Source organism: Kangiella sp. M94, assembly GCF_054926195.1.
This window is the reverse complement of the sequence record NZ_CM142903.1, coordinates 1412102-1436903: the sequence shown is the minus strand read 5'-3', so window position 1 is coordinate 1436903 and position 24802 is coordinate 1412102. Positions and strand designations below refer to the sequence as shown.

Here is a 24802-nt window from a genome sequence, read left to right as displayed (position 1 = left end):
TGGGCGAATGTCAGTACAAGATAGTTCGAATTCGCCGCATAGCTTTAAATTCGAGGCTTAGATGAAAAGAGTTAAGCCTCTCATTAGATTTAGGAGTCAAACATGACTGATACAACATTTAACCCGCTAGGCACCGATGGTTTTGAGTTCGTTGAGTATACAGCGCCCAATGAAGAGGGTGTACAGAAGTTAAAAGAACTATTTCAATTACTTGGTTTTACTGAAATCGCCAAGCATAAATCGAAAAATGCCGTGTTATTCCGTCAGGGCGACATCAACTTTATTGTGAACAGCGAAATGAGTGGCTACTTCCATGAGTTTAGCAAAGATCATGGCCCTTGTGCCTGTGCTATGGCATGGCGTGTAGCCGATGCGCAAAAAGCCTTTGATTATGCAGTAGAAAAAGGTGCTAAGCCTTTTGATAAGGAAGAGCATATGTCTCATCCAGGAGTTTATGGTATTGGTGGTTCGGTACTTTACTTCATTGATAAATGGGGCAATAAGCCAAACAGTTTCTATGATGATGATTTTGAGTACTATGAAGGTGTCGAGAAATTCCCTAAAGGCAGAGGCCTACTTACCCTTGATCATTTAACGCATAACGTTAAGCGTGGTGGTATGGATGTTTGGGCAACGTTCTATGAAAACATCGCCAACTTCCGCGAAATCCGCTACTTTGACATTAAAGGTAAGCAAACGGGTCTATTCTCAAAAGCAATGACCGGCCCATGCAACAAGTTGCGTATTCCGATTAATGAATCTTCCGATGAGAAGTCACAAATTGAAGAGTTCTTGAAAGAATACAATGGTGAAGGTATTCAGCATATCGCGCTGTCAACAGACGATATTTATAAAACCATTGAAGATCTTCGTGCCGGCGGTATGAAGTTCATGGATACACCAGACACCTACTACGATATGATTCCAAAGCGTATTCCTGAGCATCATGAAGATGTTGATGTATTACGTAAAAACCGTATTTTGATTGACGGCTCATTGGATCATGAAGAAGGCATCTTGCTTCAGATCTTTACCAATACTGTGATTGGTCCTATCTTCTTCGAAATCATTCAGCGTAAAGGTAATCAGGGCTTTGGTGAGGGTAATTTCAAGGCATTGTTTGAGTCTATCGAATTAGACCAGATCCAGCGCGGAGTAATTTAAGATGCGTAAATGGATTGCGTTCCCTCATAAGGAAGGAACCATTTCACGCCAGGCGCATGCGGATTTGCCGGAAGAGGCAATCTACGAGCGCGAGGCTGGCCGAAGTGGTTTCTTTGGTCCAACGGCGCACTTTCATCACAAGCGTGCGCCAACCTCGTGGGAAAAATGGGAAGGCCCATTGCGCCCACGTGCGTTTGACTTAAATGATCTCGACAAGGCGAGTCTCTCGCCTTGGAGCGCCAAAGAATTGTTGCATAATGCCAGCTGTAAATTCCGTATCTGGGATTGTGCTGAAGCAATGCCAGCATTGGCGCGTAATGGTGATGGCGATGAACTGCTTTTTATCCATAAGGGTAAAGGCGATTTATTCTGCGATTATGGGCATATGGAAATTCGCGATGGTGACTATGTGGTTATTCCGCGCGGAACCATGTGGCGTCTTGAGCCACAAGAGCCGATGACCATGTTATTGATCGAAGCGACCAACGATAGCTATCAGCTGCCTGAAAAAGGTTTGGTTGGTCCTCAGGCTATTTTCGATCCGGCAATGTTAGATGTGCCAAGCGTTAACGAAAAATTTTTGGCGCAACAGGATGACAAGCCATGGTCAGTAGAGATTAAACGCCGCGAACAAATTTCGAAAGTTCATTTTAACTATTCGCCGCTGGATGCAATTGGTTGGCATGGTGACTTATCGGTTGTGCGCATCAACTGGCGGGATATTCGTCCATTGATGTCACATCGTTATCATTTGCCACCATCAGCACACACAACTTTTGTCGCCAGTCGCTTCGTGATTTGTACTTTTGTGCCACGTCCAATTGAGTCGGACCCTGGTGCCTTAAAAGTACCTTTCTACCATAACAATGACGATTTTGATGAAGTGCTCTTCTACCACGCAGGCGATTTCTTTAGCCGCGATAACATTGATGCTGGTATGGTCACCTTCCATCCGTCTGGCTTTACTCATGGCCCACACCCGAAAGCATTCGAAGCAGGCCGCAAGTACGCCAAGAAAGAAACGGATGAAGTGGCTGTGATGATCGATACGCGTGATGCCTTAGAGGTTTCCGATGCGATGAGCAGTGTAGAGAATGAAGAGTATTGTAATAGCTGGAAAGCCAGCAAATAACTTCATCGAAACCATTCAATTGATTTGATAAGAATTTAGGAAGTAATAATGAAATTAGCAACATTAAAAGATGGCTCAAGAGATGGCCAGTTAGTCGTAGTCAGCCGTGATTTATCACGTGCAGTAAAGCCTGGATTTGTAAAAACCATGCAAGCTGCTTTGGATGATTGGGATAATTTCAAACCAAAACTGGAGCTACTTTATACTGAACTGAACGAAGGCAAGGCTGCGGATGCGTTTAAGTTTGACCAAACTGTCTGTGAGTCACCTTTACCACGTGCCTATCAATGGGCCGATGGTAGCGCTTACGTCAACCACGTTGAATTAGTACGTAAAGCTCGTGGTGCTGAGATGCCAGAAACATTCTGGACTGACCCATTGATGTATCAAGGTGGTAGCGATACTTTCCTTGGTCCTCGCGAAAATATCAAAATGGCCAGCGAAGAGTATGGTATTGATATGGAAGCGGAAGTCGCTGTAATTACTGGTGACGTACCGATGGATGCAACACCTGAGCAAGCAGAAAAAGAAATACGCTTGTTGATGACAGTGAATGACGTGTCATTACGTAATCTTATCCCTGGTGAGCTGGCTAAAGGCTTCGGCTTCTTCCAGTCTAAACCATCTTCAGCATTTTCTCCTGTCGCTGTAACTCCGGATGAACTGGGTGATAAGTGGGATGGCAAAAAAGTGTTTTTACCATTGGTAACACATCTCAATGAAAACTTATTAGGCAAGCCTGACTGTGGTGTCGATATGGTTTTTGACTTCCCAACCCTGGTTGCACATGCTGCTAAAACTCGCCCATTAAGTGCAGGTACTATCGTTGGTTCGGGTACTATTTCTAATAAAGACCAGTCAACTGGCTCATCCTGCTTGGCCGAAGTTCGTATGTTGGAAATCATTGCTAATGGCAAGCCATCGACCCCATTCATGCAATTTGGTGACCGCGTTACTATCGAAATGTTTGATGCGAATGGCGACAGTATCTTTGGTCAAATCAACCAAGTTGTTGAGAAATACGAACCGAAAGCCTAGCACTTAAGAATAATATCAGGAGGGTTTATGCTGAAGCTTTATAGTTACTGGCGGTCAACGGCAGCTTACCGAGTTCGCATTGCGTTAAATGTTAAGCGTCTGTCTTACCAAATGATACCTGTTCATTTAGTGAAAGATGGTGGTGAGCAGCATAAACCCGAATATCTTGTGCAAAACCCTCAAGGGCTGGTGCCGTTATTGGATGACAATGGCAAGCTCCTAAGTCAGTCAATGGCTATCTGTGAGTACCTCGAAGAAGCTTTTGAGGGCCCACAATTATTACCCAGTGAACCTTTTTTAAGAGCTAAAGTCAGAAGCCTATGTCAAATCATTGCTTGTGATATACATCCGCTTGATAACTTGAGAGTGCTTAAGTACTTGAAAGGTGAGCTTAATGTCAGTGATGAGGCTAAAGATACATGGTATCGGCATTGGATTCATGAAGGATTCAGGGCGATAGAGCTAGAATTGCAAAATTACAAAGGGCTGGGGCCATTTGCCTTTGGCGATTTGCTGACTTTAGCGGATGCCTTTATTGTGGCACAAATGTACAATGCACGACGCTTTAACGTTGATTTAACTGATTACCCACGTCTGGTTGAAGTAGAGCAACATTGCTTAACCTTAGACGCCTTTAAAGATGCCAGGCCAGAATCACAGCCCGATGCTGAATGATATCCGATCGTGACACTCTAATGTCACATGATTGAAGTGCATTGATTACACCAAATTCGTCAATATAAGAGAAATAGAATGAAACAACAGCGATTTAAGAAAACATTACTTGTGTCTTTACTCACCCTAACGAGTGGGATAGCAGTTTCCGCACCTTATGACATCGTTGATTTGGGTGGACTAGAAGGTAATTACAGTGTTGCTTATAAGATTAATGAGATGGGTGTTGGAATTGGTGTCGCTAATGGCCCAAGAAATGAAGACGGTAGCAGAGAGTTTTATGGTCATGCCGTAAAGTATCAATCAGGTGGTAATGAGGATCTTGGTGTGCTTACTGATGGAACAGTCAGTGAAGCCGTAGGGATTAATGCTTCAGGCGTTGCCGTTGGTTATGCCAATGTGCTTACTGAGGTTGAGCAGGAGAATGGAAGCCAAATAGTTCGTGAGGATAACTTTGCAGTGATCTTTGACTCAGGAATTGAAACGTTGGTAGAAAAAGAGCACCTTACCCAAACAAAAGCTGTTGCTATTAATGATGACAATCTTATCGTTGGATTTGGACGCTTTGATGTTGATCCTGATGATACTGAAAGTCCTGTGGATAGAGGCTTCATCTATAATAATAACGATCAGACCTATACTATGATTGCATCATTAGCTGATGAAGTAACTCGTAAGTCTTATATGACGGGAATAAATAATACAGGAAAAGCACTTGGCTTTTCAGATGCAAAAGTCCCTGATACAGAACAGTACACCATTAAGTCATTCATTATAGATACCAATAATAGCAATTTATTAACTGAACTTCCGACCAAAGATAACCGTGCGACATTCGCCCATGATATTAACCTTTATGATGAAGTTGTCGGTAGTGTTTACATTTCAGGTAGTCGCAATAATCAAGAAGCTTTCTATTATGATGCGCAAAGTGGTTCAGAAGAGTTAACTTTTTTGGGTTTCTTAGGTTCCAGCTTTACCGACTCGAGAGCAAGAGCTATTAATGATAATGGGCAAATTGTTGGTAGAGCACTTGTATCAGCGCCGACGCTAAACGAATTTGCAGCTTTCATCTACGAAAATGGTGAAATGAAAGATTTAAATAACCTGATTGTTTGTGATTCTGGTTGGAAATTAACTGAAGCAACAGATATCAATAATGCAGGTCAAATTGTCGGTTTTGGTGTGAAAGATGGAGAAGTAAGAGCCTTCAGACTTGATCCCACTGGTGGGGCGATTGAAACCTGTGAAGAAGAAGATAACCAATCTGGAGGAGGGAGTGTTCCTTTCTTAATGTTGATGGTGTTGGCTTTGTTTGGGATCAGACGAAAACTTAATTGATCTATACCCTTAAAAAAATAAGGTTTGATATAAAGAAACAAATAAAAGCGACTTTTGTCGCTTTTATTTGTTGCTTGACCATGTAATATATTAAAAGGCAGCTAAAAGTTCTTATAAATCAAGGAGAAACTATGTACTATAAAATTTGTTCAGCACTTGCCGGGTTACTGATGCTATCTACAGTATCCCATGCCAGTTACTATCGGGTTGTTGATTTAGGTGATCTAGGTGGTAGCAATGCTGTTGCATATAAAATTAATAATAGTGGAATGGCTGTAGGTCATTCACAGGGACCTGCTAATAGCTTTGATTTTCACCCGGCATTATACGATGGAACCGCTATAGTTGATTTGGGTACATTGGATTTCGATGAAGGCGATGCCTATTCTATTAATGACTCTATGGTTGCGGTAGGTGCTTCCTCAACATCTGAGTCTGGCGCTGTTCCTGTTGTGTATTCTAACGGGCAGGTTTTAGCTTTGCCTGAGCATGCTACTCTTAATTTACACATAGCTGTAGATATTAATAACAATGGAATTGTTATAGGCTCTGGATTTTTAAAAGAGCTCAATGGACAAGAAAATTTTGAGCAATTTTTTGCTTATGACCTAAACTCATCTCAATATATTTCATTAGATGAACAAACTCAGGTTTTAACAGCGAGTGCAATTAATGACAGTAATGTACTGGTAGGCTATAGAGATCATTTGCTGAGTGATAATGAAGGGGATTTCACGACCCGCTCGTATGTAGTTGATCTTGATAACCTTGAGAACACTCGAGAAATACCTTCTTTAGAGCTTGAACTTATGCAAGCAAAAGATATCAATATTAACAATGAAGTAGTGGGCTATATAAGAGATAGAGAAACTGGTCTCTACACAGGCTTTTATTATAACTTCAATGCTGATCAAGTTACTTTATTGGAATCATCTGTTGATAGCTTCCCTGAATTGCTCCCGACTGCAATCAATGATCTTGGACAAATTGTTGGCTATGCAACTAATGATGACTTTGAGTCAATACCATTTATTATAGATAATTCAATGATGAAAAATATCAATGAGTTAATCTGTGATCCTTCTTGGAGCGTTGGTCGTGTACTTGATATTAATAATTCGGGTGAAATGGTTGTTTATGGTGGCAAGGATGGAGCGGTACGAGCACTTAAATTAATTCCTGTTGCCGACGAAACTTCATGCAAACCAACGGAAGAAGTAGAGAATGAAGAGGTGACAGACTCAGGGGGTGGCAGTGTTCCTTTCTTGATGTTGGTGTTATTGACTTTATTTGGGTTTAGAAGAAAGTTTAATTAATTAAACCAGTGAGACAAAAAAAAGCGGCAATAGCCGCTTTTTTTATGAGTAACAATCGAGCAGTGAATTACATATTAGGATAGTTTGGACCGCCGGTACCTTCAGGAGTAACCCAGTGAATGTTCTGGCTTGGGTCTTTGATATCACAAGTTTTACAGTGCACACAGTTTTGAGCATTAATCACAAACTTGGGGTTATTGCCATCATCATCACGTACTACTTCATAAACCCCAGCAGGGCAGTAGCGTTGCGCGGGCTCATCGTATTTTTCTAAATTAACCTCAATCGGGATGGAAGGATCTTTCAGCTGTAGATGAACTGGCTGATCTTCTTCATGATTGGTGTTGGAAACAAACACTGATGAAAGCTTATCAAATGATAACTTACCATCCGGTTTTGGGTAGTTAATCTTTTTGCATTCTGACGCTGGCTTTAATTGCGCGTAATCTGGCTCAGGGTCGCTCAAGGTCCAAGGGAGCTTGCCATTGAAAATATTTAAATCAATGAAGGCATAAGTCGAGCCTAACAGGTTGCCCCATTTATGTTGTGCAGGACCGAAGTTACGTTGTGCATGAAGTTCTTTCCATGCCCAGGACTTCTTGTAATTATCTGCATATTCAAGCAAATCATCATTAGCGCGTTCACTCGCCACAGCTGACATAACCGTTTCAGCAGCAATCATGCCTGACTTCATGGCGGTGTGTGAGCCTTTGATTTTGGCAAAGTTTAAGGTGCCTGCATCATCACCAATCAACAAGCCACCCGGGAAAGACATTTTTGGCTGTGATTGCAAACCACCTTTGGTAATGGCTCGCGCTCCATAAGAGATGCGCTCGCCACCTTCCAGATATTGCTTAATAGCCGATTGGTGCTTATAGCGCTGGAACTCATCAAAAGGGCTAACGTGTGGATTTGAATAGGAGAGGTCGGTAATCAGTCCAACAACTACCTGCTCATCTTCAATATGATAGAGGAAGCCGCCACCAGCAGAGCCTGACTCGCTTAAAGGCCATCCTGCTGTGTGCACAACCAGACCTGGCTTGTGTTGTTCAGCTGGCACTTTCCACAGCTCTTTAATTCCAATGCCATAATGCTGCGGCTCTTTGCCTTCATCGAGATTAAATTTGCCTATCAACTCTTTACCTAAGTGACCGCGACAACCTTCAGCAAATAAGGTGTACTTGGCGTGCAACTCCATGCCAGGCATATAGCCGTCTTTCTTCTCACCGTCACGACCAATACCCATATCGCCGGTAGCGATACCCTTTACCGAACCATCGTCATTGTAAAGCACTTCGGAAGCAGCAAAGCCCGGGAATATTTCAACGCCCAAGCTTTCAGCTTGCTCAGCTAACCAGCGACAGACATTGCCTAAACTGACAATATAGTTGCCATGGTTATGCATGGTTTTAGGCGCAAAGAAGTTTGGGATCTTGATGGATTTGTCCTGACCTCTAAAGAGGTAAATATTATCTTCGGACACCTTGGTCAACAGGGGAGCGTTCTTTTCCTGCCAGTCAGGAATGAGTTCATTGAGTGCGGTAGGTTCAAAAACGGCACCGGATAGGATGTGCGCACCAACTTCGGAGCCTTTTTCAACCACACAGACCATTAAATCTTGGTCTTTTTCAGCTGCCAATTGGCGAAGACGAATCGCCGCTGATAAGCCCGCAGGGCCTGCACCAACGATTACGACATCAAACTCCATAAATTCACGTTCCACTTAATTCTCCCCTTATCTGTTTTTTTACTCAAAAACGGTTAAAATCTGTTCAAATTCGGCGCAAATTGACCGTTAACTATTGACCTTAAGGCCTTAAAACGTCACCATTGCGCCCTATTTTACTAAAGATAGGCGCTCCAGTCGTCTATATCTGGCGAAATTATACATAGATAGGGTTTTCATGAAAATTCTCGTTGCAATAAAACGTGTTATTGATGCGAATGTTAAGGTTCGCGTTAAGGCGGACAACACTGGCGTCGAAACCGCTAATGTGAAAATGTCCATGAATCCATTCTGTGAGATTGCTGTCGAAGAAGCGGTGCGCTTGAAAGAACAGGGCGTGGCCAGCGAAGTGATAGTAGTTTCTATTGGCAATCAGCAGTGCCAGGAAAGCTTGCGTACTGCGCTAGCTCTTGGTGCGGATCGTGCCATTCTGGTTAAAACAGACGACGCAGTTGAGCCTTTAGCGGTAGCCAAGGTTTTGAAGACTTTGGTTGAGAAAGAGCAGCCTGAGATGGTTCTTCTGGGCAAACAGTCAATCGACGGTGATAATAACCAGACCGGTCAGATGCTTGGCGCTCTTCTAGGTTGGGGACAGGGTACTTTTGCTTCTAAAGTAGAAGTTGCTGATGGTAAAGCTCAGGTTACGCGTGAGATTGATGGCGGTCTGCAAACTTTGTCTGTTAAGTTGCCAGCGATTATCACGACAGACTTACGTTTGAACGAGCCTCGTTTTGCTTCTTTGCCGAACATTATGAAAGCAAAACGTAAGCCGCTTGACGAGCTTGCGATTGCTGATCTTGGTGTTGATGTGGCACCACGCACAGAAACACTTAAAGTGGAAAACCCACCAGCTCGCAAAGAAGGTATCAAAGTTGAAACCGTTGCCGAACTGGTTGATAAATTGAAAAATGAAGCGAAGGTGATCTAATGGCCACTTTAATCATTGCAGAACATAATAACAGCGAGTTGCAGCCAGCGACATTTAACACAATTGCTGCTGCCAAGAACCTAGATGGTGACACGGTCGTTTTGGTTGCAGGCCATGATTGTAAATCAGTGGCTGACGAAGCTGCTAAAGCAGAAGGTGTCGATAAAGTTCTTTTGGCCGAAGCTGAGCATTATACGCACTTGCTTGCTGAAGACTTAGATAAGTTAGTGGTTGAGCAAGCTGAGAGTTTTACTCATATTCTTGCGCCAGCAACAACCTTCGGTAAAAACATTGCGCCACGTATCGCAGCTCTACTGGATGTCCAACAAATTTCAGACATCATTGCGATTGAAAGTGATGATACTTTTAAGCGCCCGGTGTATGCCGGTAATGCCATTGCTACGGTAAAAAGTAACGACGGCAAGAAAGTCATTACTGTTCGTGCAACAGCATTTGATGCTTTGTCACACGAAGGTGGTTCAGCTTCTGTAGAGTCGATCGGCACAACAGAGCATGGTGCTTTAGTGGATTACGTTGGTGAAGAGCTGACTGAGTCAGAGCGTCCTGAATTAACATCAGCCAAAGTGATTGTTTCAGGTGGTCGCGGTATGGGCAATGGTGAAAACTTCGCCATGCTTGAGCAATTAGCTGATAAATTAGGCGCGGCAGTTGGTGCATCGCGTGCAGCAGTCGATGCTGGCTTTGTACCTAACGATTATCAGGTTGGACAAACCGGTAAAATTGTTGCTCCTGAACTGTACATTGCTGTCGGTATTTCAGGCGCCATTCAGCACTTGGCAGGTATGAAAGATTCCAAAGTGATTGTTGCCATCAACAAAGATGAAGAAGCTCCAATCTTCCAGGTTGCTGACTATGGATTAGTTGCTGACTTATTTAAAGTGGTACCTGAGTTGATCGAATCGCTTTAATAACAAGTTTATAACCAAATAAAAAAACCGCCATTTGGCGGTTTTTTTATTTGGGTCATGGCTGTATCAAATTAGGCAGCTGCGTTTGTTGATTCAAAAATCTTGTCAGCACTTGCTGCAACAAAGCCTTGATAAAGCTCTCCATTGTTCATGGCAAAACGCTCTGCAAATTCATAAAAGCATGAACGAATAGGGTAGGTGCCGTCTTCAAATTTCCAGTCGACCATGTTAGCCATGGTAGAACTTTGTTTTAAGCAGACTTCTTCATTGCCTTTGATTTCGCCACCGCTGGTGTTGAGTTCAAAGTTTTGTTGCTTGAGATACTCGTTTACCTCTTCAATCGTTCCTAATTTTGTAAGATGGTTGATTGAAACGGTAAAGTGATTTGCGCGTAAGCCAAAGGCTGCTAGCCAGGCTGCATACTCACTTTCTTCCAGCAACTTTTCGTAAGCTGTGCGAGAAATTTTGCCCCAAGGACGGCTTGGTAGCTGTAAACCATTTTTGCCGATATTCCAGTTGGCTTCTGCAATTAAGCCGCGGCAGAACATTTGTAGCTCTGGAGAGAACTCTTCCAGCAGTAATTCGCTGACGAAGATTTTGGGAGTGTCTTGATCGGTTTCATGGGCAAAATGCTTGGCGTACAGTTTCTTTTCTTCAAAGTGGTATTCGCCAGCTTCCTGGTAACCAAATTGCTTAAGATACTCGCCAATATGCTTGAGGCTGATCAAACCGTCATTAAAGGTTCTTAACGCGATGTGATCGTTGGTGATAACTTCTTCACCTAACTCTTTGAATTTATTGTGAATAGTCAATGCGTCTGGCGTGATTTCAATATAATCTTCCCAAAGTGCATTAAAAAGAGTATTCATATCAATAACTACCTTTGTACTTTTGTGTGAATCTGGTAAGAGGACAGACCAATTGTATAATAATTGGCCCGTCGTTCTCTAGTGAAATCTGAAAAGAATGAGTGTTGTTGTGGATTAGATGCTTTTGACCGTCTGTAAGAAATGCTTAAAGACGCCAGGGTTAGCGGCCAGAATGCTCGCTGAATCACCTGTGTACTGATTACCTTTGATGTCGCTGACCATACCGCCAGCTTCTTTAACGATTAAAGCGCCTGCGGCGGTGTCCCAATCGCTTAGACCAAATTCCCAGAATCCATCGTAGCGACCAGCAGCAACATAAGCCAAATCCAAAGCAGCTGAGCCTGCGCGACGCATATCAATGCAATGTGGGTAAAGAGTTTGGAAGTATTCCATGTACTTTGCCAGGTCTTGTCCTTCACGGAATGGAAAGCCTGTTGCGAGTATGGCATGTTCCAGCTTCTTGGCATTACTAACGCGTAGGCGCTTGTTATTTAGCTGTGCACCTGAACCATTGGCTGCACTGAACATTTCATCCTGTAGTGGATCATAAACCACTGCCGCAACAGTTTTGCCTTTCTGGCGAACGGCAATGGAAATAGAGAAGTGAGGGATACCACGAAGGAAGTTGGTAGTGCCATCGAGAGGGTCGATGACCCAGACAGTATCACTGCTGCCTTGATGGCCGCTTTCTTCAGCGAAGATAGCATGATCAGGATAGCTTTTTTTGATGGTATCAATGATCAAGTATTCGGCTTGTTGATCGATGTTACTGACAAAATCATTGAGGCCTTTGCTTTGCGAAATAATGCGATCACGATCAGTAAACGCTTTTGCAATAAAGTCACCCGCACGGTTAGCCGCACGCACGGCAATTGTTTTGTACGCATTCATATTGATATACCACCACTGTCAAAGAACTACTGGCTCAAAGGCCAAAATCGGGCGCATCATACCAAATATTTATACTGGGTAAAATATTTATCATTATAAATAGGGGATTCCTTTGCGCTTTGTTATCATAACGCTTAACTTTTTATGCTTCTTTTCAACGCGTTATGAGCTATTCCACCCCTTCAGAACCACAATTTGATCCTCAATTGCTCGATAGCATTAAAATAGTGCTTTGTCAGACCAGTCATCCCGGCAATATCGGTGCTGCAGCGCGCGCAATGAAAACCATGGGCCTGAAGCATCTGGTCCTGGTTAAGCCTAAGGATTTTCCCTCTGAAGAAGCCATGGTTCGCTCATCCGGCGCTCTGGATGTGCTGGAAAATGCACAGGTCGTTGAAACTGTTGAGGAAGCTTTGGCGGATTGCCGGTTAATTATTGGCACCAGCTCGCGTAACCGTGCTTTACCCTGGCCTTTGATTGAGCCTCGTGAGATGGGGGAGCTCATCAAAGAACAAAAAGAAGCGCGTCCGGTAGCGATTATGTTCGGTCGCGAAAGCACTGGCTTACTCAATGAAGAATTACAACTCTGCCATTATCACGTCAATATTCCAGCAAATCCTGAATACATGTCATTAAACCTTGCTTCGGCCGTTCAGCTGATTGCTTATGAAATCAGGCTGGCCAGTAAAGTTACAGCTGGGTCAGCTGAGCAAGATTCACATCCGGTTGATGCTGAGCCAGGTTATAATACGCAAGCTGACGCGGAGCAGGATAAAGACAGTGAGCAGCTGGCAAGTTTCGAAGAGGTGGATGGATTATATAACCATATGGAATCCACTATGAACAAAACGGACTTCTACAACCCCGAGCAACCTAAATTATTACCTGCTAGAATACGCAGAATTCTGGCAAAAGCCCGCCTTAATAAAGGTGAGGTGAATATCTTACGAGGCTTTCTATCCTCTATAGATAAGTATATTAAACGGCATGTAAAAGGCTCATAGTATGTTTAAGCGCATGAAAGAAGACATTAAAAGTGTTTACCACCGCGATCCTGCCGCGCGTAACAACTTTGAAATCTTGACTAATTATCCTGGCCTGCATGCCGTCTGGTTTCATCGTTTGGCTCATAAGTTATGGAAGGCGAATTGGAAATGGTTGGCGCGCACCTTATCCACTCTTGCTCGTTGGTTAACGGGGATTGAAATTCATCCAGGCGCTAAAATTGGTCGTCGCTTTTTTATTGATCATGGTATGGGGGTAGTGATTGGTGAAACTGCTGAGATTGGCGATGACTGCACTTTATATCATGGCGTGACATTGGGAGGCACCAGCTGGAAAGCAGGCAAACGTCACCCAACCTTGGAAGATGGGGTGGTTATTGGGGCAGGCGCAAAAGTGCTTGGTCCTATCACCTTGCATAAATATGCACGCGTTGGCTCAAATGCCGTGGTCATAAGAGATGTTCCTGAAGATACTACAGTAATAGGTATTCCAGCACGTGAAAGTTCTCGCTCCAAACACGATGACGATGAAATATTCGAAGCTTACGGCATTAGCGCTGATCAGCAAGATCCATTAACACAAGCCATTCGCACTATGTACACACATGCCAATGCAATGGAAGCGCAGCTTCATGCCATTTGCTGTGCATTGAAATCAAAAGGGTTTGATCTGACTGAGTTTGACCTGCCGGATATGGATTGCGGCAAGATTCTTGATGGTAACGGTCAGCCAAAAGCTCCATTAGATACCGGTGAACAGATGGATTCTAAGCACAATGACTCTAGTGAAAGTGAAGCTCCCAGGACTGAAAAGAATGATAAAGATAACTAATCAGTTAATATCTGACTAGTTTATTCGGTTTTCTGCCCAATCTGTGGTATGAAATATTTTAATGGTTATTGGGTTTCTGATAAGTTTCTTTTTAATCAAGAGGTTGCGGACGGCTACTTGCTCCCTGTTTGATTAATGAAAGTTGACTAAATTACTCGGGTATGGGATCATTAAAGGGTAATTTACGGGAAGAGCTTATGAAACTAAGTACTAAAGGTCGATATGCTGTGACTGCCATGCTGGACTTGGCGTTGCACAGCGGAAATGGCCCCATCACATTAGCTGAAGTCTCAAGCAGGCAGGATATTTCTTTGTCCTATCTTGAGCAGTTATTTTCCAAGCTGAGAAAAGCCAGTTTGGTCGACAGTGTGCGTGGTCCCGGCGGTGGATATGAGCTGAAACGTCCATCAAGTCAGATTTCGATTGCAGAGGTTGTGCTTGCGGTCAATGAGCCGATTAGCGCAACAAAGTGTAATGGAAAAGGCGGTTGCCAGGATGGTGACCTATGTTTATCGCACCAGCTCTGGACTGAGTTGAGTGATCAGATTTATCAGTTCTTGAGTGGTATCACTTTAGAGCAGGTTATTCAAAGGGGTTTTGTACAAAAAGTTGCAGAGCGCCAGAATCAGCGTTTTCGTGAAGAAGACGTTATTTTATTTAGTTAACGATTTATCAGCTGCCAGTAATGATTGGTAGTTAATAGGCAAACGAAACAGCGGAGAAAAGCATGAAATTACCCATCTATCTTGATTACGCAGCAACTACGCCGGTCGATCCGCGTGTTGCCGAGAAGATGGTTCAATACATGAGTGTTGACGGTATCTTTGGTAACCCGGCTTCTCGTTCTCATAAATTTGGTTGGGAAGCAGAAGAGGCGGTAGATATTGCTCGTCAACAAGTAGCTGAATTAATTAATGCAGACCCTCGTGAGATCGTCTGGACTTCAGGTGCTACTGAGTCTGACAATTTAGCGATTAAGGGCGCTGCACATTTTTATGGTAAAAAAGGCAAACACATTATTACCGTAAAAACAGAACATAAAGCCGTTCTGGATACTACTCGCCAGCTTGAACGTGAAGGTTACGATGTTACTTATATGGACGTTCAAGAAGATGGATTGCTTGATCTTAAAGCTCTTGAAAATGCCATGCGTGATGACACTATTCTAGTGAGCGTGATGCATGTTAATAACGAAACGGGTGTGGTTCAGGATATTGATGCCATCGGCGAAATGTGTCGTGAACGAAAAATCATTTTCCACGTTGATGCAGCACAAAGTGCTGGCAAGTTGCCAATTGATGTTGAGAAAACGAAAGTCGATTTGTTATCGATTTCAGGCCACAAAATGTATGGCCCGAAAGGTATCGGTGTTTTATATGTGCGTCGTAAACCGCGTGTTCGTTTAGAAGCGCAAATGCATGGCGGTGGTCATGAGCGTGGTATGCGCTCCGGTACTTTGCCGACGCATCAAATTGTCGGCATGGGCGAAGCTGCTCGTATCGCCAAAGAAGATATGGCCAGCGACAATGAGCGGATTATGCGCTTACGCGAGCGTTTGTGGAATGGCGTGCAAGATATGGAAGAAGTGTATCTTAATGGTCATCCAGAAAGACGCGTAGCTGGCATCATCAATATCAGCTTTAACTTTGTTGAAGGTGAGTCATTGATTATGGCACTTAAAGATTTAGCGGTTTCTTCCGGCTCGGCTTGTACTTCAGCCAGTTTGGAGCCTTCGTATGTACTGCGTGCATTAGGTCGTGATGATGAATTGGCACACAGCTCAATTCGTTTCACTATCGGTCGCTTTACGACGCAAGAAGAAGTTGATCATGCCATTGAGAAGGTTCAAGGCTCAATTGGTCGTTTACGTGAATTATCACCTCTTTGGGAAATGTACAAAGAGGGTGTGGACTTGTCCAAAGTTGAGTGGCAAGCCCACTAAACAATTGTAGGAGATACTACTATGGCTTATAGCGAAAAAGTAATTGATCATTATGAAAACCCACGCAACGTTGGTTCTTTTGAAAAGACTGACATCAGCATTGGTACAGGTATGGTCGGTGCACCGGCGTGTGGTGATGTAATGAAACTGCAAATTAAAGTGAATGAGCAGGGCATTATTGAAGATGCTAAATTTAAGACTTACGGTTGTGGCTCTGCGATTGCCTCTAGTTCTTTAATCACTGAGTGGGTTAAAGGCAAAACGGTCGATGAGGCACAAACCATTAAGAATACGCAAATTGCTGAAGAGTTGGCTTTACCTCCAGTAAAAATTCACTGTTCAGTGTTAGCTGAAGATGCGATTAAAGCAGCAGTGAAAGATTACAAAGAAAAGCACGGTCAGTAATTGAGTATTTATTAAGTAATAACCAGGTAAGTAGATTAGGATTTAATATGGCAATCACCTTATCCGATGCAGCAGCAGAACGTGTTAAAAGTTTCTTAGCCAATCGCGGCAAAGGGCTTGGAGTTCGTCTGGGCGTTAAAACCACAGGATGCTCCGGCTTAGCTTATGTCTTGGAGTTCGTTGATGAACTCAATGAGGAAGATGTTGTTTTCGAAGATAAAGGCGTTAAGGTGATTGTTGATCCTAAGAGTAAGCTCTATCTTGACGGTACTCGTCTGGAGTTCATAAAAGAAGGTTTAAACGAAGGCTTTGAGTTTGTGAACCCAAATGTTAAGGGTGAGTGTGGTTGTGGTGAGTCTTTCACAGTTTGATAGTCTGTAAAGCTTTCACAAATTAATAAGACTGCTGGTTACGCACCGGTTGCTTTAAACTCTATCAACAAGAATTCCTGTTATGGCTAATTCACAACAAAACTATTTTGAAATGTTCGGCCTTGAGCCGAATTTTTCTATCGATATTCCAAAACTTTCAGCTAAATTAAGAACTCTATTAAATAGTGTTCATCCCGATCGCTTTGCCAGCTCTGGTGCTCAGCAACAAATGCTCTCCATGCAAAAAACAACCCAGCTTAATGATGCATTTGCTGTTCTTAAAAATCCCGTTAAGCGTGCCCAATATTTATTACATCTCAAGACAGGCATCGATACCGCTAAAGATCATACGGTTAATGATCCTGAGTTTTTGATGCAGCAACTAGAGTTGCGTGAAGAGTTAGAAGATATTGTCTCCAGTAGTGATATCTCCCGGTTAAATCAATTTGCTGATAAAATTAGCCTATTGGAAGAAAAACAGGAAGAGCAGATGGCAGAGTTATTTGCGAATCAACCCCTTAATACCGATGAACTTGAGAAAGCGATTTACAAGCTCCAATTCTTGCATAAAACCTTGTCCGACATTGAACAAGCAGAAGACAAGCTTTTAAGCTAAATACATTTGAATCAGTAATATTATTTATGGCGTTACTACAAATTTCAGAACCAGGCAAAAGCACCGATCCGCATCAGCACAAACTGGCGGCGGGCATTGATCTGGGAACGACCAACTCGCTGATTGCTACCGTGCGTAGCGGTAAAGCAAAAACTTTGCCTGATCTCGAAGGCGACCATATTATGCCTTCGATTGTTCATTACGCAAAAGACGGTACTGTGTCGGTCGGTAAATCGGCCAAACTATTTGTCTGCTCTGATGCTCTGAACACCATTAGCTCGGTTAAGCGTTTAATGGGCCGTGGTCTGAAGGACGTACAAAAGATTAAAGAGTTTAGTGCTAACCGATTAACGGCATCTGGTACAGGAATGCCGGCGGTTGAAACGGACTGCGGGATGAAAAATCCAGTTGAAGTATCCAGCGAGATTTTAAAGGCGCTGGTTAAGCGAGCAGAAGAGTCATTGGAAGGCGAGCTTGGCGGTGTCGTGATAACGGTACCAGCCTACTTTGATGAAGCGCAGCGCCAGGCGACGAAAGATGCTGCACAGATTGCTGGTGTTAAAGTCTTGCGCTTGATTAGTGAACCAACTGCTGCGGCTTTGGCTTACGGTTTGGATACAGGTAGTGAAGGTATCCATGCCATTTATGATTTAGGCGGCGGCACGTTTGATATTTCTATCTTACGTCTTGAAAAAGGTGTTTTCGAAGTGATGTCCACTGGCGGTGATAGTGCCTTAGGTGGCGATGACTTTGATCGAGCTATTGCTGGTTATCTTGTTGAGCAGGCGGATATCGATAAGAATGATCGTAATGCTTATCAGATGGCGATGATTAAGGCGCGTGACGTTAAGGAAGCTTTGACCGATCATGACAGTGTTGAAATCAATTTCAAGCACTGGAAGGGCTCAATGGATCGAAAGCTCATGGAATCATTGATTGCACCGATTGTTGATAAGACTCTGGCAGCCTGTCGCCGCACATTAAAAGATGCGGGACTTAAAGCGTCAGAAGTACAAGATATTGTAATGGTTGGTGGTTCTACACGTGTTCCGCTGGTTCGCCAAAAAGTTGAAGACTATTTTGGCAAGAAGCCGCTGACTGATATCGACCCAGACAAAGTGGTTGCCATTGGCGCTGCAATTCAGGCAGACGTTCTAATCGGCAACAAAAGCGATGAGGATATGCTGTTACTGGACGTCATTCCTTTATCACTGGGTGTCGAAACTATGGGTGGTCTGGCCGAAAAGATCATTCCCCGAAATACGCCAATTCCTATTGCTCGCGCACAAGAGTTTACTACGTATAAAGATGGCCAAACAGCTATGGCTATTCATGTAGTTCAAGGTGAGCGTGAGTTGGTAGAAGATTGCCGCTCCCTGGCGCGCTTTGAATTGCGTGGTATTCCACCGATGGTCGCCGGTGCTGCACGGATTAAAGTAGCCTATCAGGTCGATGCCGATGGTTTGCTTAAAGTAACTGCTGAAGAGACTATTACTGGTGTAAAATCGGATATTACCGTTAAGCCTTCTTACGGATTGAATGATGAGCAGATCACTACCATGCTACAGTCTTCTGTGAGTCATGCAGAAGAGGATATGAAGGCGCGCATGTTGCGTGAGCAGCAAGTTGAAGCCAGGCGTGTAATAGAAGCTGTCGAGGCTGCATTGGCAGAAAGTGGTGATAGGTTACTGTCGAAAGATGAGCGTAACGCCATTGAACAGGCTTTAAAGCAGCTGGCTTACATCAGCGACAATGGTGATATTGAGGCGATTGAAGAAGCTATTAAAGTAGTCGATAAGAGTACTGAAGAATTTGCCAGCCGACGGATGGATGCGAGTATCGCAAAAGCTTTGGTTGGTCATGAAATTGATGAGATATAAGGGTTAAACATGCCTAAAGTGATTTTTTTACCCCATGAAGAGTTATGCCCGGAAGGTGCTGTGTTTGAAGCTGAAGAGGGCGAAACGGTTCTGGATGTTGCATTGCGCAACAATATTGAGATTGAACATGCCTGCGAAATGTCGTGTGCCTGTACAACGTGCCATGTCATTGTCAGAGAAGGCTTTGATTCGTTAGAAGAGAGCGATGAGCTCGAAGACGACATGCTGGATAAGGCCTGGGGACTTGAGCCTGAATCGCGCCTAAGTTGCCAGGCAGTGGTTGATGGCGAGGATTTAACGGTAGAAATCCCTAAATACACCATTAACCAAGTGTCCGAGCGTCATTAGAGACCAGTTTGAAGAGCCAGTTTTTAAGATGCCAGTATTGAGAGAGTATTCCTATGAAATGGATAGATAGTTTAGATATTGCCATTGAGCTATATGAAAAGCACCCAGATGTTGACCCAAAGACCGTCAATTTTATGGAATTACAGAAAATGGTCATGGGATTGGAAGACTTTGATGATGACCCGAAGCGCTGCGGTGAGCGTATTCTGGAAGCGATTCAGATGGCGTGGATAGAAGAGGCCGAATAGGGCAATTTTTGAGCGGACAAAAAGCCGAAAAGAGCCAACAAAAGGTTGTATTTTCTGCAAAAAACAGTATTATACGCGTCTCACCAAAATCGCACTTTGGTGACTCTCGAAAGAGAATTTGGGTTGCTAGCTCAGTTGGTAGAGCATCTGACTTTTAATCAGGTGGTCACAGGTTCGATCCCTGTGCAACCCACCAAATTCTTCCCCTTTAAAGCAAAGGGAACTAAACCGCTAATAGAAATATTGGCGGTTTTTTTATGCCTGACTTTCACCCTATCTTCCACCCCACATTTCACCCGAGAATAATCGGCTGATAGAAATGTTCAATTAAGTGGTATTTAATCGGAATTTAGGCTTGAGTTTTCAGCTCAAAAAGGTATTATACGCGCCATCGAGTTAGGCCAAGGCCTGACAAGAGATTTGGGTTGCTAGCTCAGTCGGTAGAGCATCTGACTTTTAATCAGGTGGTCACAGGTTCGATCCCTGTGCAACCCACCAAATCCCGAAAAGCCGCTAATGGAAACATTAGCGGCTTTTTTTTGTGCCTGAGTTATTTGTTTCCATTAAGGCTGATGTAGGTTGGTGATCCTGCCCTAAGGGTACATCACCAACCTACTGCTATTAAGAACATAGGGTGGGTTAGGCGAAGCCGTAACCCACCGATGAGTTGTTTGTTGTATTTGATGGGTTACGCTACGCTAACCCATCCTATAGTACTGCCGTCTATTGAGTGCATCACACCAATCTATATCCATACAATCCAGTTATAGGGTGGGTTAGGCGAAGCCGTAACCCACCGATGAGTCGCTTGTTGTATTTGATGGGTTACGCTTCGCTAACCCATCCTATAACGCCCGCATTCGTTTGGAGCGATTATCACAGCAAGGTGGAATGTGCCTTGGCACACCCATAACGACGGTTGTGAGATATATGATATGTTTACTGACATTGAGTCATTTGCTAATGTGCTTTTGAATAACGATACAATATGGAAATAGAACTATGCGGGTTATAAAAATACTTCTTCTTATCTCGATTGCTTTACTCAGTGTTAAGATCGTTAATGCTGAAACTCAAGAGCAGGAAATCCCTTCTTTCAGCGGTCTTGAGTTTATTGATCAAAAACAAATAGTTAATAATAAGATTAGTGAGATTCATGTGGCAGTTTTTGATAATCTTGATGATGAACATGCTTGTATCGCGTTTACTTATAATTTTGATTCAAAAGGCCAAATAATTAAGTATCAACCTCCAATGGTTGGGTTCAGTATGGTTTATAAGTATGACGATAGCGGTAATTTAATTGACTATGGCTGGGATAATCGAGATGGCTCTGAGTACTTTTGGTTTAGCACAAAGGATGATGATGAAGACTTTGATGATAAAGTTAAGGAAATGGATGCTGAGCACAAGGAGTTCCTAACTGGTAAGTTAACCAAGAATGATACAGTGGTAAAGCGTATATCTAGTTATTGCGCGAATATTGATGGTTACTATGAACTTAGCTTTGCCAAAGAACACAAGGATTATCCAAAGCTTGCGGGTACTCTGTATGCTCATTTGGTAGATACGCCCAGTGATAGTATTGTATCTAAGTCCCGTTTTAAAACTCCTGGCTTTCTAACCGTTTTCATCAATTATATAACTGAATAAAACGAAAAAAGCCGCAGGGCTCTTAGAAAGAGGACACCCGCGGCTTTAGCATAGGGCTAGTCGACCCTATTGCTCGAACGCTTTATTAAGCACTGTTTTAGTAGTGCTTTGCCTGGCCTTGGCCAGTGACTACATATTTCTCTGTAGTGAGCTGTACCAGTCCCATTGGGCCGTAGGCATGCAGTTTACTGGTTGAGATACCAATCTCTGCACCCAAGCCTAGTTCGCCACCATCTGAGAAGCGTGATGAAGCATTGACCATCACAACTGATGAGTTGATGCGGCGGATGAATTCATTACCACGGTCTATGTTTTCAGTGACAATCACTTCGGTGTGGCTTGAGCTGTGTTCAAGGATATGCGCAACGGCATCATCATAGGAATCTACCTGCTTAACACTCATGGCAAGACTCAGATACTCATTATGATAATCTTCTGCGCTGGCTTCTGTAGCATTATCCAATTGTGCGGCTGAGTCTTTATCAGCTTTAAACTGAATACCAAATTCATTGCCTAGCTTGTTAACGCGCTTTAAGAATTCGTTAGCAATGTCTTTATGGATAACAAGGCTTTCCAGTGCGTTACAAACACCAGGACGTGATACCTTGCCGTCTTTAAGAAGCTTTTCAGCTTTGTCCATATCAGCAAACTTATCGACATACAGATGACAAACACCTTTAAAGTGCTGAATCACTGGAATTTTGCTGTTGTCGGTTACTGCACGAATCAAACGCTCGCCGCCGCGTGGAATGACCAGATCAATGGTGTCACGGAATTGAAGCAGGTTATTGACTGCTTCGTGGCTTTGCGATGGAACGATGCAGACCATCTCTTTGCTGTGGCCACAATCGACCAGCGCATCATGCCAGCATTGAATCAGTGCCTGGTTAGAATGCCATGCTTCTTTACCGCCACGTAGAATCACTACGTTACCTGATTTTAGTGTCAGGGCAGCAGCTTCTACTGCTACGTTAGGACGCGCTTCGTAAATCATCAGTATGACGCCTAAAGGAATACGCATCTTGCCGACACGAATACCATTCGGACGCAATGTACTTGGGCCCATTTCGCCAACTGGGTCGGCCAGGCTAATCACATTGTGCAGAGCATCAACCATACCATCAACGCGCGCTTCATCAAGAAGCAGGCGATCGACCATCGCGTCGGACAGGTCGTTATCTTTGGCGTATTGAATGTCTTTTTTATTGGCTTCCAGAATCTGGTTCTGGTTGGCTTTTAGTTTTTTAGCCATCGCCGCTAAAACATCATTCTTTTGGCTGCTGGTCAAATTGCCCAGCGTTTGTGCTGCCTGTTTGGCGCGCACGGTTAATTCATACAGCTCTTGCTGTTCTTTACTTTCAAATGAATTTTCTTTCATGGTCATAAATTCCTCCTAGGCTACCGATACTTCTTTACAAGTACGGTGGATCAAAGTCCCTGGGTTCTGGTTGCTGAACAACCTCATGTAACTTTCGTTCTTACCATTACAAATAATGGTGTCGATACCGTTTTCTGATGCAAAGCGCGCAGCTTGTAGCTTGGTTTGCATACCGCCAGTACCGCGTGGGTTATGACTACCTTTGCCGACGGCTAAGGTTTCATCAGTAACGCCACTGAATTGAGTGACTAACTCAGCTTCAGGGTTTGTCTTGGGGTTGTCATCATAGACACCGTTAATATCGCTACAGATGATAAGCAGGTCAGCGTCAGTTAACGCAGCAACCTGTGCGACCAAGTTGTCGTTATCACCAATCGTCAGCTCCTCTGTGGCAACTGTGTCATTCTCATTCACGATTGGCATAGCACCCAGTTCAAATAAGGTCTGGAAAGTGTTACGCGCATTTTCAGAACGCTCAGGATTCTTGATATCGGCAGAGGTTAATAGTACCTGTGCTACCACATCATCAAAGAAGCGTTGCCAGTGTCGAACCACCATAGATTGGCCAATCGCCGCCAATGGTTGCTTTTCTTTACGGGTTAACACTTCATTATCCGGCTTGACCAGGTTAAAACCTGCAGCCACGGCACCAGAAGATACCAAGGTTACATTCTTGCCAGCTTTGTGGCATTTACGAATAAAGTGTGCAATCGGCAAACAATATTCTGATGAGCAGGAGCGACCGTCTGGAGCAATCAGCGCCGATCCAACTTTAATGACTATATTTTTGTATTGACTAAAATCGATGTGTTCGAGCATGGAATACCTTATATTTAATTTAAAGGATATGTGAATGGAAAAATCGAAAGGATGTGCCTGAAGACAGGGCTGCAATTAGTCGTTGTAACTAATGCAGGAGCAACAGAAATAGCGTCCGACTGGCTCAAAAAGCCCGCCGTTGCTGTCTTTTTCGCTGTTGAATAAATAGTAAGCACGGTTCGCATTGTCACCATACAGATCCTTATGTCAAATTCTAACCCGAGAAAATCTGAGAGGGCCTCTAAGCGCCTCTTAGCGCAGATCTGCTGCTTCAACTGGTAGGGTAGTAGCATTAGTTTAAGTATTGCTAACTACCCACGAGGCCATATCTCAGCGATTTTCAGGTTTATGGAAAAATAATTGAAATAACAGTATCTTATGCTTCGGATAAGTTCCTCTTATGCGAAGATTGGTTATTCATAACTTTTAGCCGATTTGGATAAAGCCAGGTGCCAGGATTCTGGTTAGCCCATAAATGGTTATAAGCCTCTTTCTTGCCGTTACAAATAGTCACCGCAATACCCTGTGTGTTTGCTAAAGCAGCCGACTGGAGTTTGCTCAACATACCGCCGCTGGAGCGACGATTATGCTTAGTCTTGGCATAGCCAATAACGTCCTGGTTGCCGTAATCAATGGTTTTAATCAACACAGCATCTGGATTAGTGTGCGGATTATCATTAAAAACACCATCAACATCGCTGCATATGATTAGCAAATCGGCGCCCGTCAGTAGAGCAACCTGTGCTGCTAGCATGTCGTTGTCACCAAACTTGAGCTCTTCAGTGACCACCGTATCGTTTTCATTCACAATTGGTAGTGCCCCAAATTGTTCTAACTGGGCAAAGGTCTTTTTGGCGTTACTGGCTCGCTTGGGATTGTTGATATCGTCTGAAGTTAACAGGACCTGCGCGACATCCTGGTCAAAAAAGTGCTGCCAATGACGTATCACAATGGACTGTCCGATAGCTGCCAATGCTTGTTTCTGCTCAAGGTTAATGGTTTGAGTTGCAGGTAACTGTAATTGATTGAAACCGGCTGCTACTGCGCCTGAAGACACCAGAATGACCTGTTTTGATGCTGCATGGCATTTCTTTATGAAGTTTGCGATGGGCAAGCAATATTCTGCAGAACAGGCGCGCGAGTCCGGTGCAATCAAGGCAGATCCTACCTTGATAACAATTTTTTGATAGTGACTAAAGTTTATGTCATTCATTTGTATTTCTCTTAGGCATTAAAAAACCCGCGAAGCCTTTGGCTTGCGGGTTTCTGTGGTTTATGGTCTTTCTTAATTGAGTGC

25 protein-coding genes and 2 tRNA genes are annotated in these 24802 nt (G+C 43.6%); 21 read left to right on the top strand and 6 right to left on the bottom strand.

From position 1 onward, the window contains the following. Positions 1-102 precede the first annotated feature (102 nt). The 6 genes from hppD to ACYTXU_RS06555 all read left to right on the top strand — a co-directional run bounded on the left by hppD (position 103) and on the right by ACYTXU_RS06555 (position 6666). A complete protein-coding gene (hppD, locus tag ACYTXU_RS06580; RefSeq protein ID WP_462209290.1) occupies positions 103-1164 on the top strand; it encodes a 4-hydroxyphenylpyruvate dioxygenase in 1062 nt (353 codons plus the stop codon). Position 1165: 1 nt separating this feature from the next. After that, the gene (locus ACYTXU_RS06575) at positions 1166-2296 is read left to right on the top strand and encodes a homogentisate 1,2-dioxygenase (protein WP_462209288.1); all 1131 of its coding nucleotides are present in this window, start codon (positions 1166-1168) and stop codon (positions 2294-2296) included. Between the two features lie 48 nt (positions 2297-2344). Beyond that, positions 2345-3334, top strand: a complete 990-nt coding sequence (locus tag ACYTXU_RS06570; protein ID WP_462209286.1) for a fumarylacetoacetate hydrolase family protein — start codon at positions 2345-2347, stop codon at positions 3332-3334. 27 nt (positions 3335-3361) lie between these two features. Beyond that, entirely contained in the window at positions 3362-4009 is a 648-nt protein-coding gene (gene maiA / locus ACYTXU_RS06565; RefSeq protein WP_462209285.1) for a maleylacetoacetate isomerase, read from the top strand. A 78-nt stretch (positions 4010-4087) separates the two neighbouring features. Beyond that, the gene (locus ACYTXU_RS06560) at positions 4088-5350 is read left to right on the top strand and encodes a DUF3466 family protein (protein ID WP_462209283.1); all 1263 of its coding nucleotides are present in this window, start codon (positions 4088-4090) and stop codon (positions 5348-5350) included. 131 nt (positions 5351-5481) lie between these two features. Further along, a complete protein-coding gene (locus ACYTXU_RS06555; RefSeq protein ID WP_462209281.1) occupies positions 5482-6666 on the top strand; it encodes a DUF3466 family protein in 1185 nt (394 codons plus the stop codon). Positions 6667-6733: 67 nt separating this feature from the next. Here ACYTXU_RS06555 and ACYTXU_RS06550 read toward each other — a convergent pair whose 3' ends face one another. Next, complete coding sequence (locus ACYTXU_RS06550; protein ID WP_462209279.1) at positions 6734-8389, bottom strand: electron transfer flavoprotein-ubiquinone oxidoreductase; 1656 nt, start codon at positions 8387-8389, stop codon at positions 6734-6736. Positions 8390-8570: 181 nt separating this feature from the next. Between ACYTXU_RS06550 and ACYTXU_RS06545 the strand changes: the two genes are divergently transcribed. Then, positions 8571-9320: an electron transfer flavoprotein subunit beta/FixA family protein gene (locus ACYTXU_RS06545; protein WP_462209277.1), complete on the top strand. Its 750-nt coding sequence runs from the start codon at positions 8571-8573 to the stop codon at positions 9318-9320. Then, positions 9320-10249, top strand: a complete 930-nt coding sequence (locus ACYTXU_RS06540; RefSeq protein ID WP_462209276.1) for an electron transfer flavoprotein subunit alpha/FixB family protein — start codon at positions 9320-9322, stop codon at positions 10247-10249. The genes ACYTXU_RS06545 and ACYTXU_RS06540 overlap by 1 nt, the downstream gene beginning before the upstream one ends. A 71-nt stretch (positions 10250-10320) precedes the next feature. On the opposite strand, the gene ACYTXU_RS06535 is transcribed toward ACYTXU_RS06540, so the two are convergent. Together ACYTXU_RS06535 and ACYTXU_RS06530 are read right to left on the bottom strand one after the other, a co-directional pair. Next, positions 10321-11118 (bottom strand): 2-oxoadipate dioxygenase/decarboxylase family protein, encoded by a 798-nt coding sequence (locus tag ACYTXU_RS06535; protein WP_462209274.1) that lies wholly within the window; start codon positions 11116-11118, stop codon positions 10321-10323. A 114-nt stretch (positions 11119-11232) separates the two neighbouring features. After that, positions 11233-12009: an inositol monophosphatase family protein gene (locus tag ACYTXU_RS06530; protein ID WP_462209273.1), complete on the bottom strand. Its 777-nt coding sequence runs from the start codon at positions 12007-12009 to the stop codon at positions 11233-11235. A 206-nt stretch (positions 12010-12215) separates the two neighbouring features. Here ACYTXU_RS06530 and ACYTXU_RS06525 point away from each other — a divergent pair, with 206 nt between their 5' ends. From ACYTXU_RS06525 to ACYTXU_RS06465, 13 genes are all read left to right on the top strand, one after another. Beyond that, positions 12216-13013 carry an RNA methyltransferase gene (locus ACYTXU_RS06525; protein ID WP_462209373.1) on the top strand — a complete coding sequence of 266 codons (798 nt, stop codon included), beginning with the start codon at positions 12216-12218 and terminating at the stop codon, positions 13011-13013. Between the two features lies 1 nt (position 13014). Then, a complete protein-coding gene (gene cysE / locus ACYTXU_RS06520; RefSeq protein WP_462209271.1) occupies positions 13015-13845 on the top strand; it encodes a serine O-acetyltransferase in 831 nt (276 codons plus the stop codon). 197 nt (positions 13846-14042) lie between these two features. Beyond that, positions 14043-14510 carry an Rrf2 family transcriptional regulator gene (locus tag ACYTXU_RS06515; RefSeq protein WP_462209269.1) on the top strand — a complete coding sequence of 156 codons (468 nt, stop codon included), beginning with the start codon at positions 14043-14045 and terminating at the stop codon, positions 14508-14510. Positions 14511-14572: 62 nt separating this feature from the next. After that, the gene (locus ACYTXU_RS06510) at positions 14573-15787 is read left to right on the top strand and encodes an IscS subfamily cysteine desulfurase (RefSeq protein ID WP_462209267.1); all 1215 of its coding nucleotides are present in this window, start codon (positions 14573-14575) and stop codon (positions 15785-15787) included. 21 nt (positions 15788-15808) lie between these two features. Beyond that, positions 15809-16192: a Fe-S cluster assembly scaffold IscU gene (gene iscU, locus ACYTXU_RS06505; RefSeq protein WP_012801431.1), complete on the top strand. Its 384-nt coding sequence runs from the start codon at positions 15809-15811 to the stop codon at positions 16190-16192. A gap of 47 nt (positions 16193-16239) precedes the next feature. Beyond that, on the top strand, positions 16240-16563 hold the full coding sequence (iscA, locus tag ACYTXU_RS06500) for an iron-sulfur cluster assembly protein IscA (RefSeq protein WP_462209265.1): 324 nt from the start codon (positions 16240-16242) through the stop codon (positions 16561-16563). Positions 16564-16645: 82 nt separating this feature from the next. Next, complete coding sequence (gene hscB / locus ACYTXU_RS06495; protein WP_462209263.1) at positions 16646-17179, top strand: Fe-S protein assembly co-chaperone HscB; 534 nt, start codon at positions 16646-16648, stop codon at positions 17177-17179. Positions 17180-17205: 26 nt separating this feature from the next. Next, entirely contained in the window at positions 17206-19059 is a 1854-nt protein-coding gene (hscA, locus tag ACYTXU_RS06490; protein WP_462209261.1) for a Fe-S protein assembly chaperone HscA, read from the top strand. Between the two features lie 9 nt (positions 19060-19068). Continuing rightward, the gene (gene fdx, locus ACYTXU_RS06485) at positions 19069-19407 is read left to right on the top strand and encodes an ISC system 2Fe-2S type ferredoxin (protein ID WP_462209259.1); all 339 of its coding nucleotides are present in this window, start codon (positions 19069-19071) and stop codon (positions 19405-19407) included. Between the two features lie 53 nt (positions 19408-19460). Then, entirely contained in the window at positions 19461-19655 is a 195-nt protein-coding gene (iscX, locus tag ACYTXU_RS06480) for a Fe-S cluster assembly protein IscX (protein WP_462209258.1), read from the top strand. Between the two features lie 120 nt (positions 19656-19775). Further along, positions 19776-19851: transfer RNA gene (locus ACYTXU_RS06475), tRNA-Lys, on the top strand. A gap of 226 nt (positions 19852-20077) precedes the next feature. Continuing rightward, positions 20078-20153: transfer RNA gene (locus ACYTXU_RS06470), tRNA-Lys, on the top strand. 504 nt (positions 20154-20657) lie between these two features. Beyond that, positions 20658-21308, top strand: a complete 651-nt coding sequence (locus ACYTXU_RS06465; protein WP_462209256.1) for a hypothetical protein — start codon at positions 20658-20660, stop codon at positions 21306-21308. 97 nt (positions 21309-21405) lie between these two features. On the opposite strand, the gene ACYTXU_RS06460 is transcribed toward ACYTXU_RS06465, so the two are convergent. The 3 genes from ACYTXU_RS06460 to proB (ACYTXU_RS06450) form a co-directional block, all read right to left on the bottom strand. Continuing rightward, positions 21406-22692, bottom strand: coding sequence for a glutamate-5-semialdehyde dehydrogenase (locus ACYTXU_RS06460; RefSeq protein WP_462209254.1), 1287 nt, complete (start codon positions 22690-22692; stop codon positions 21406-21408). 9 nt (positions 22693-22701) lie between these two features. Continuing rightward, positions 22702-23505, bottom strand: coding sequence for a glutamate 5-kinase (proB, locus tag ACYTXU_RS06455; protein ID WP_462209252.1), 804 nt, complete (start codon positions 23503-23505; stop codon positions 22702-22704). A 376-nt stretch (positions 23506-23881) separates the two neighbouring features. After that, complete coding sequence (gene proB, locus ACYTXU_RS06450) at positions 23882-24718, bottom strand: glutamate 5-kinase (RefSeq protein ID WP_462209251.1); 837 nt, start codon at positions 24716-24718, stop codon at positions 23882-23884. Positions 24719-24802: the final 84 nt, after the last annotated feature.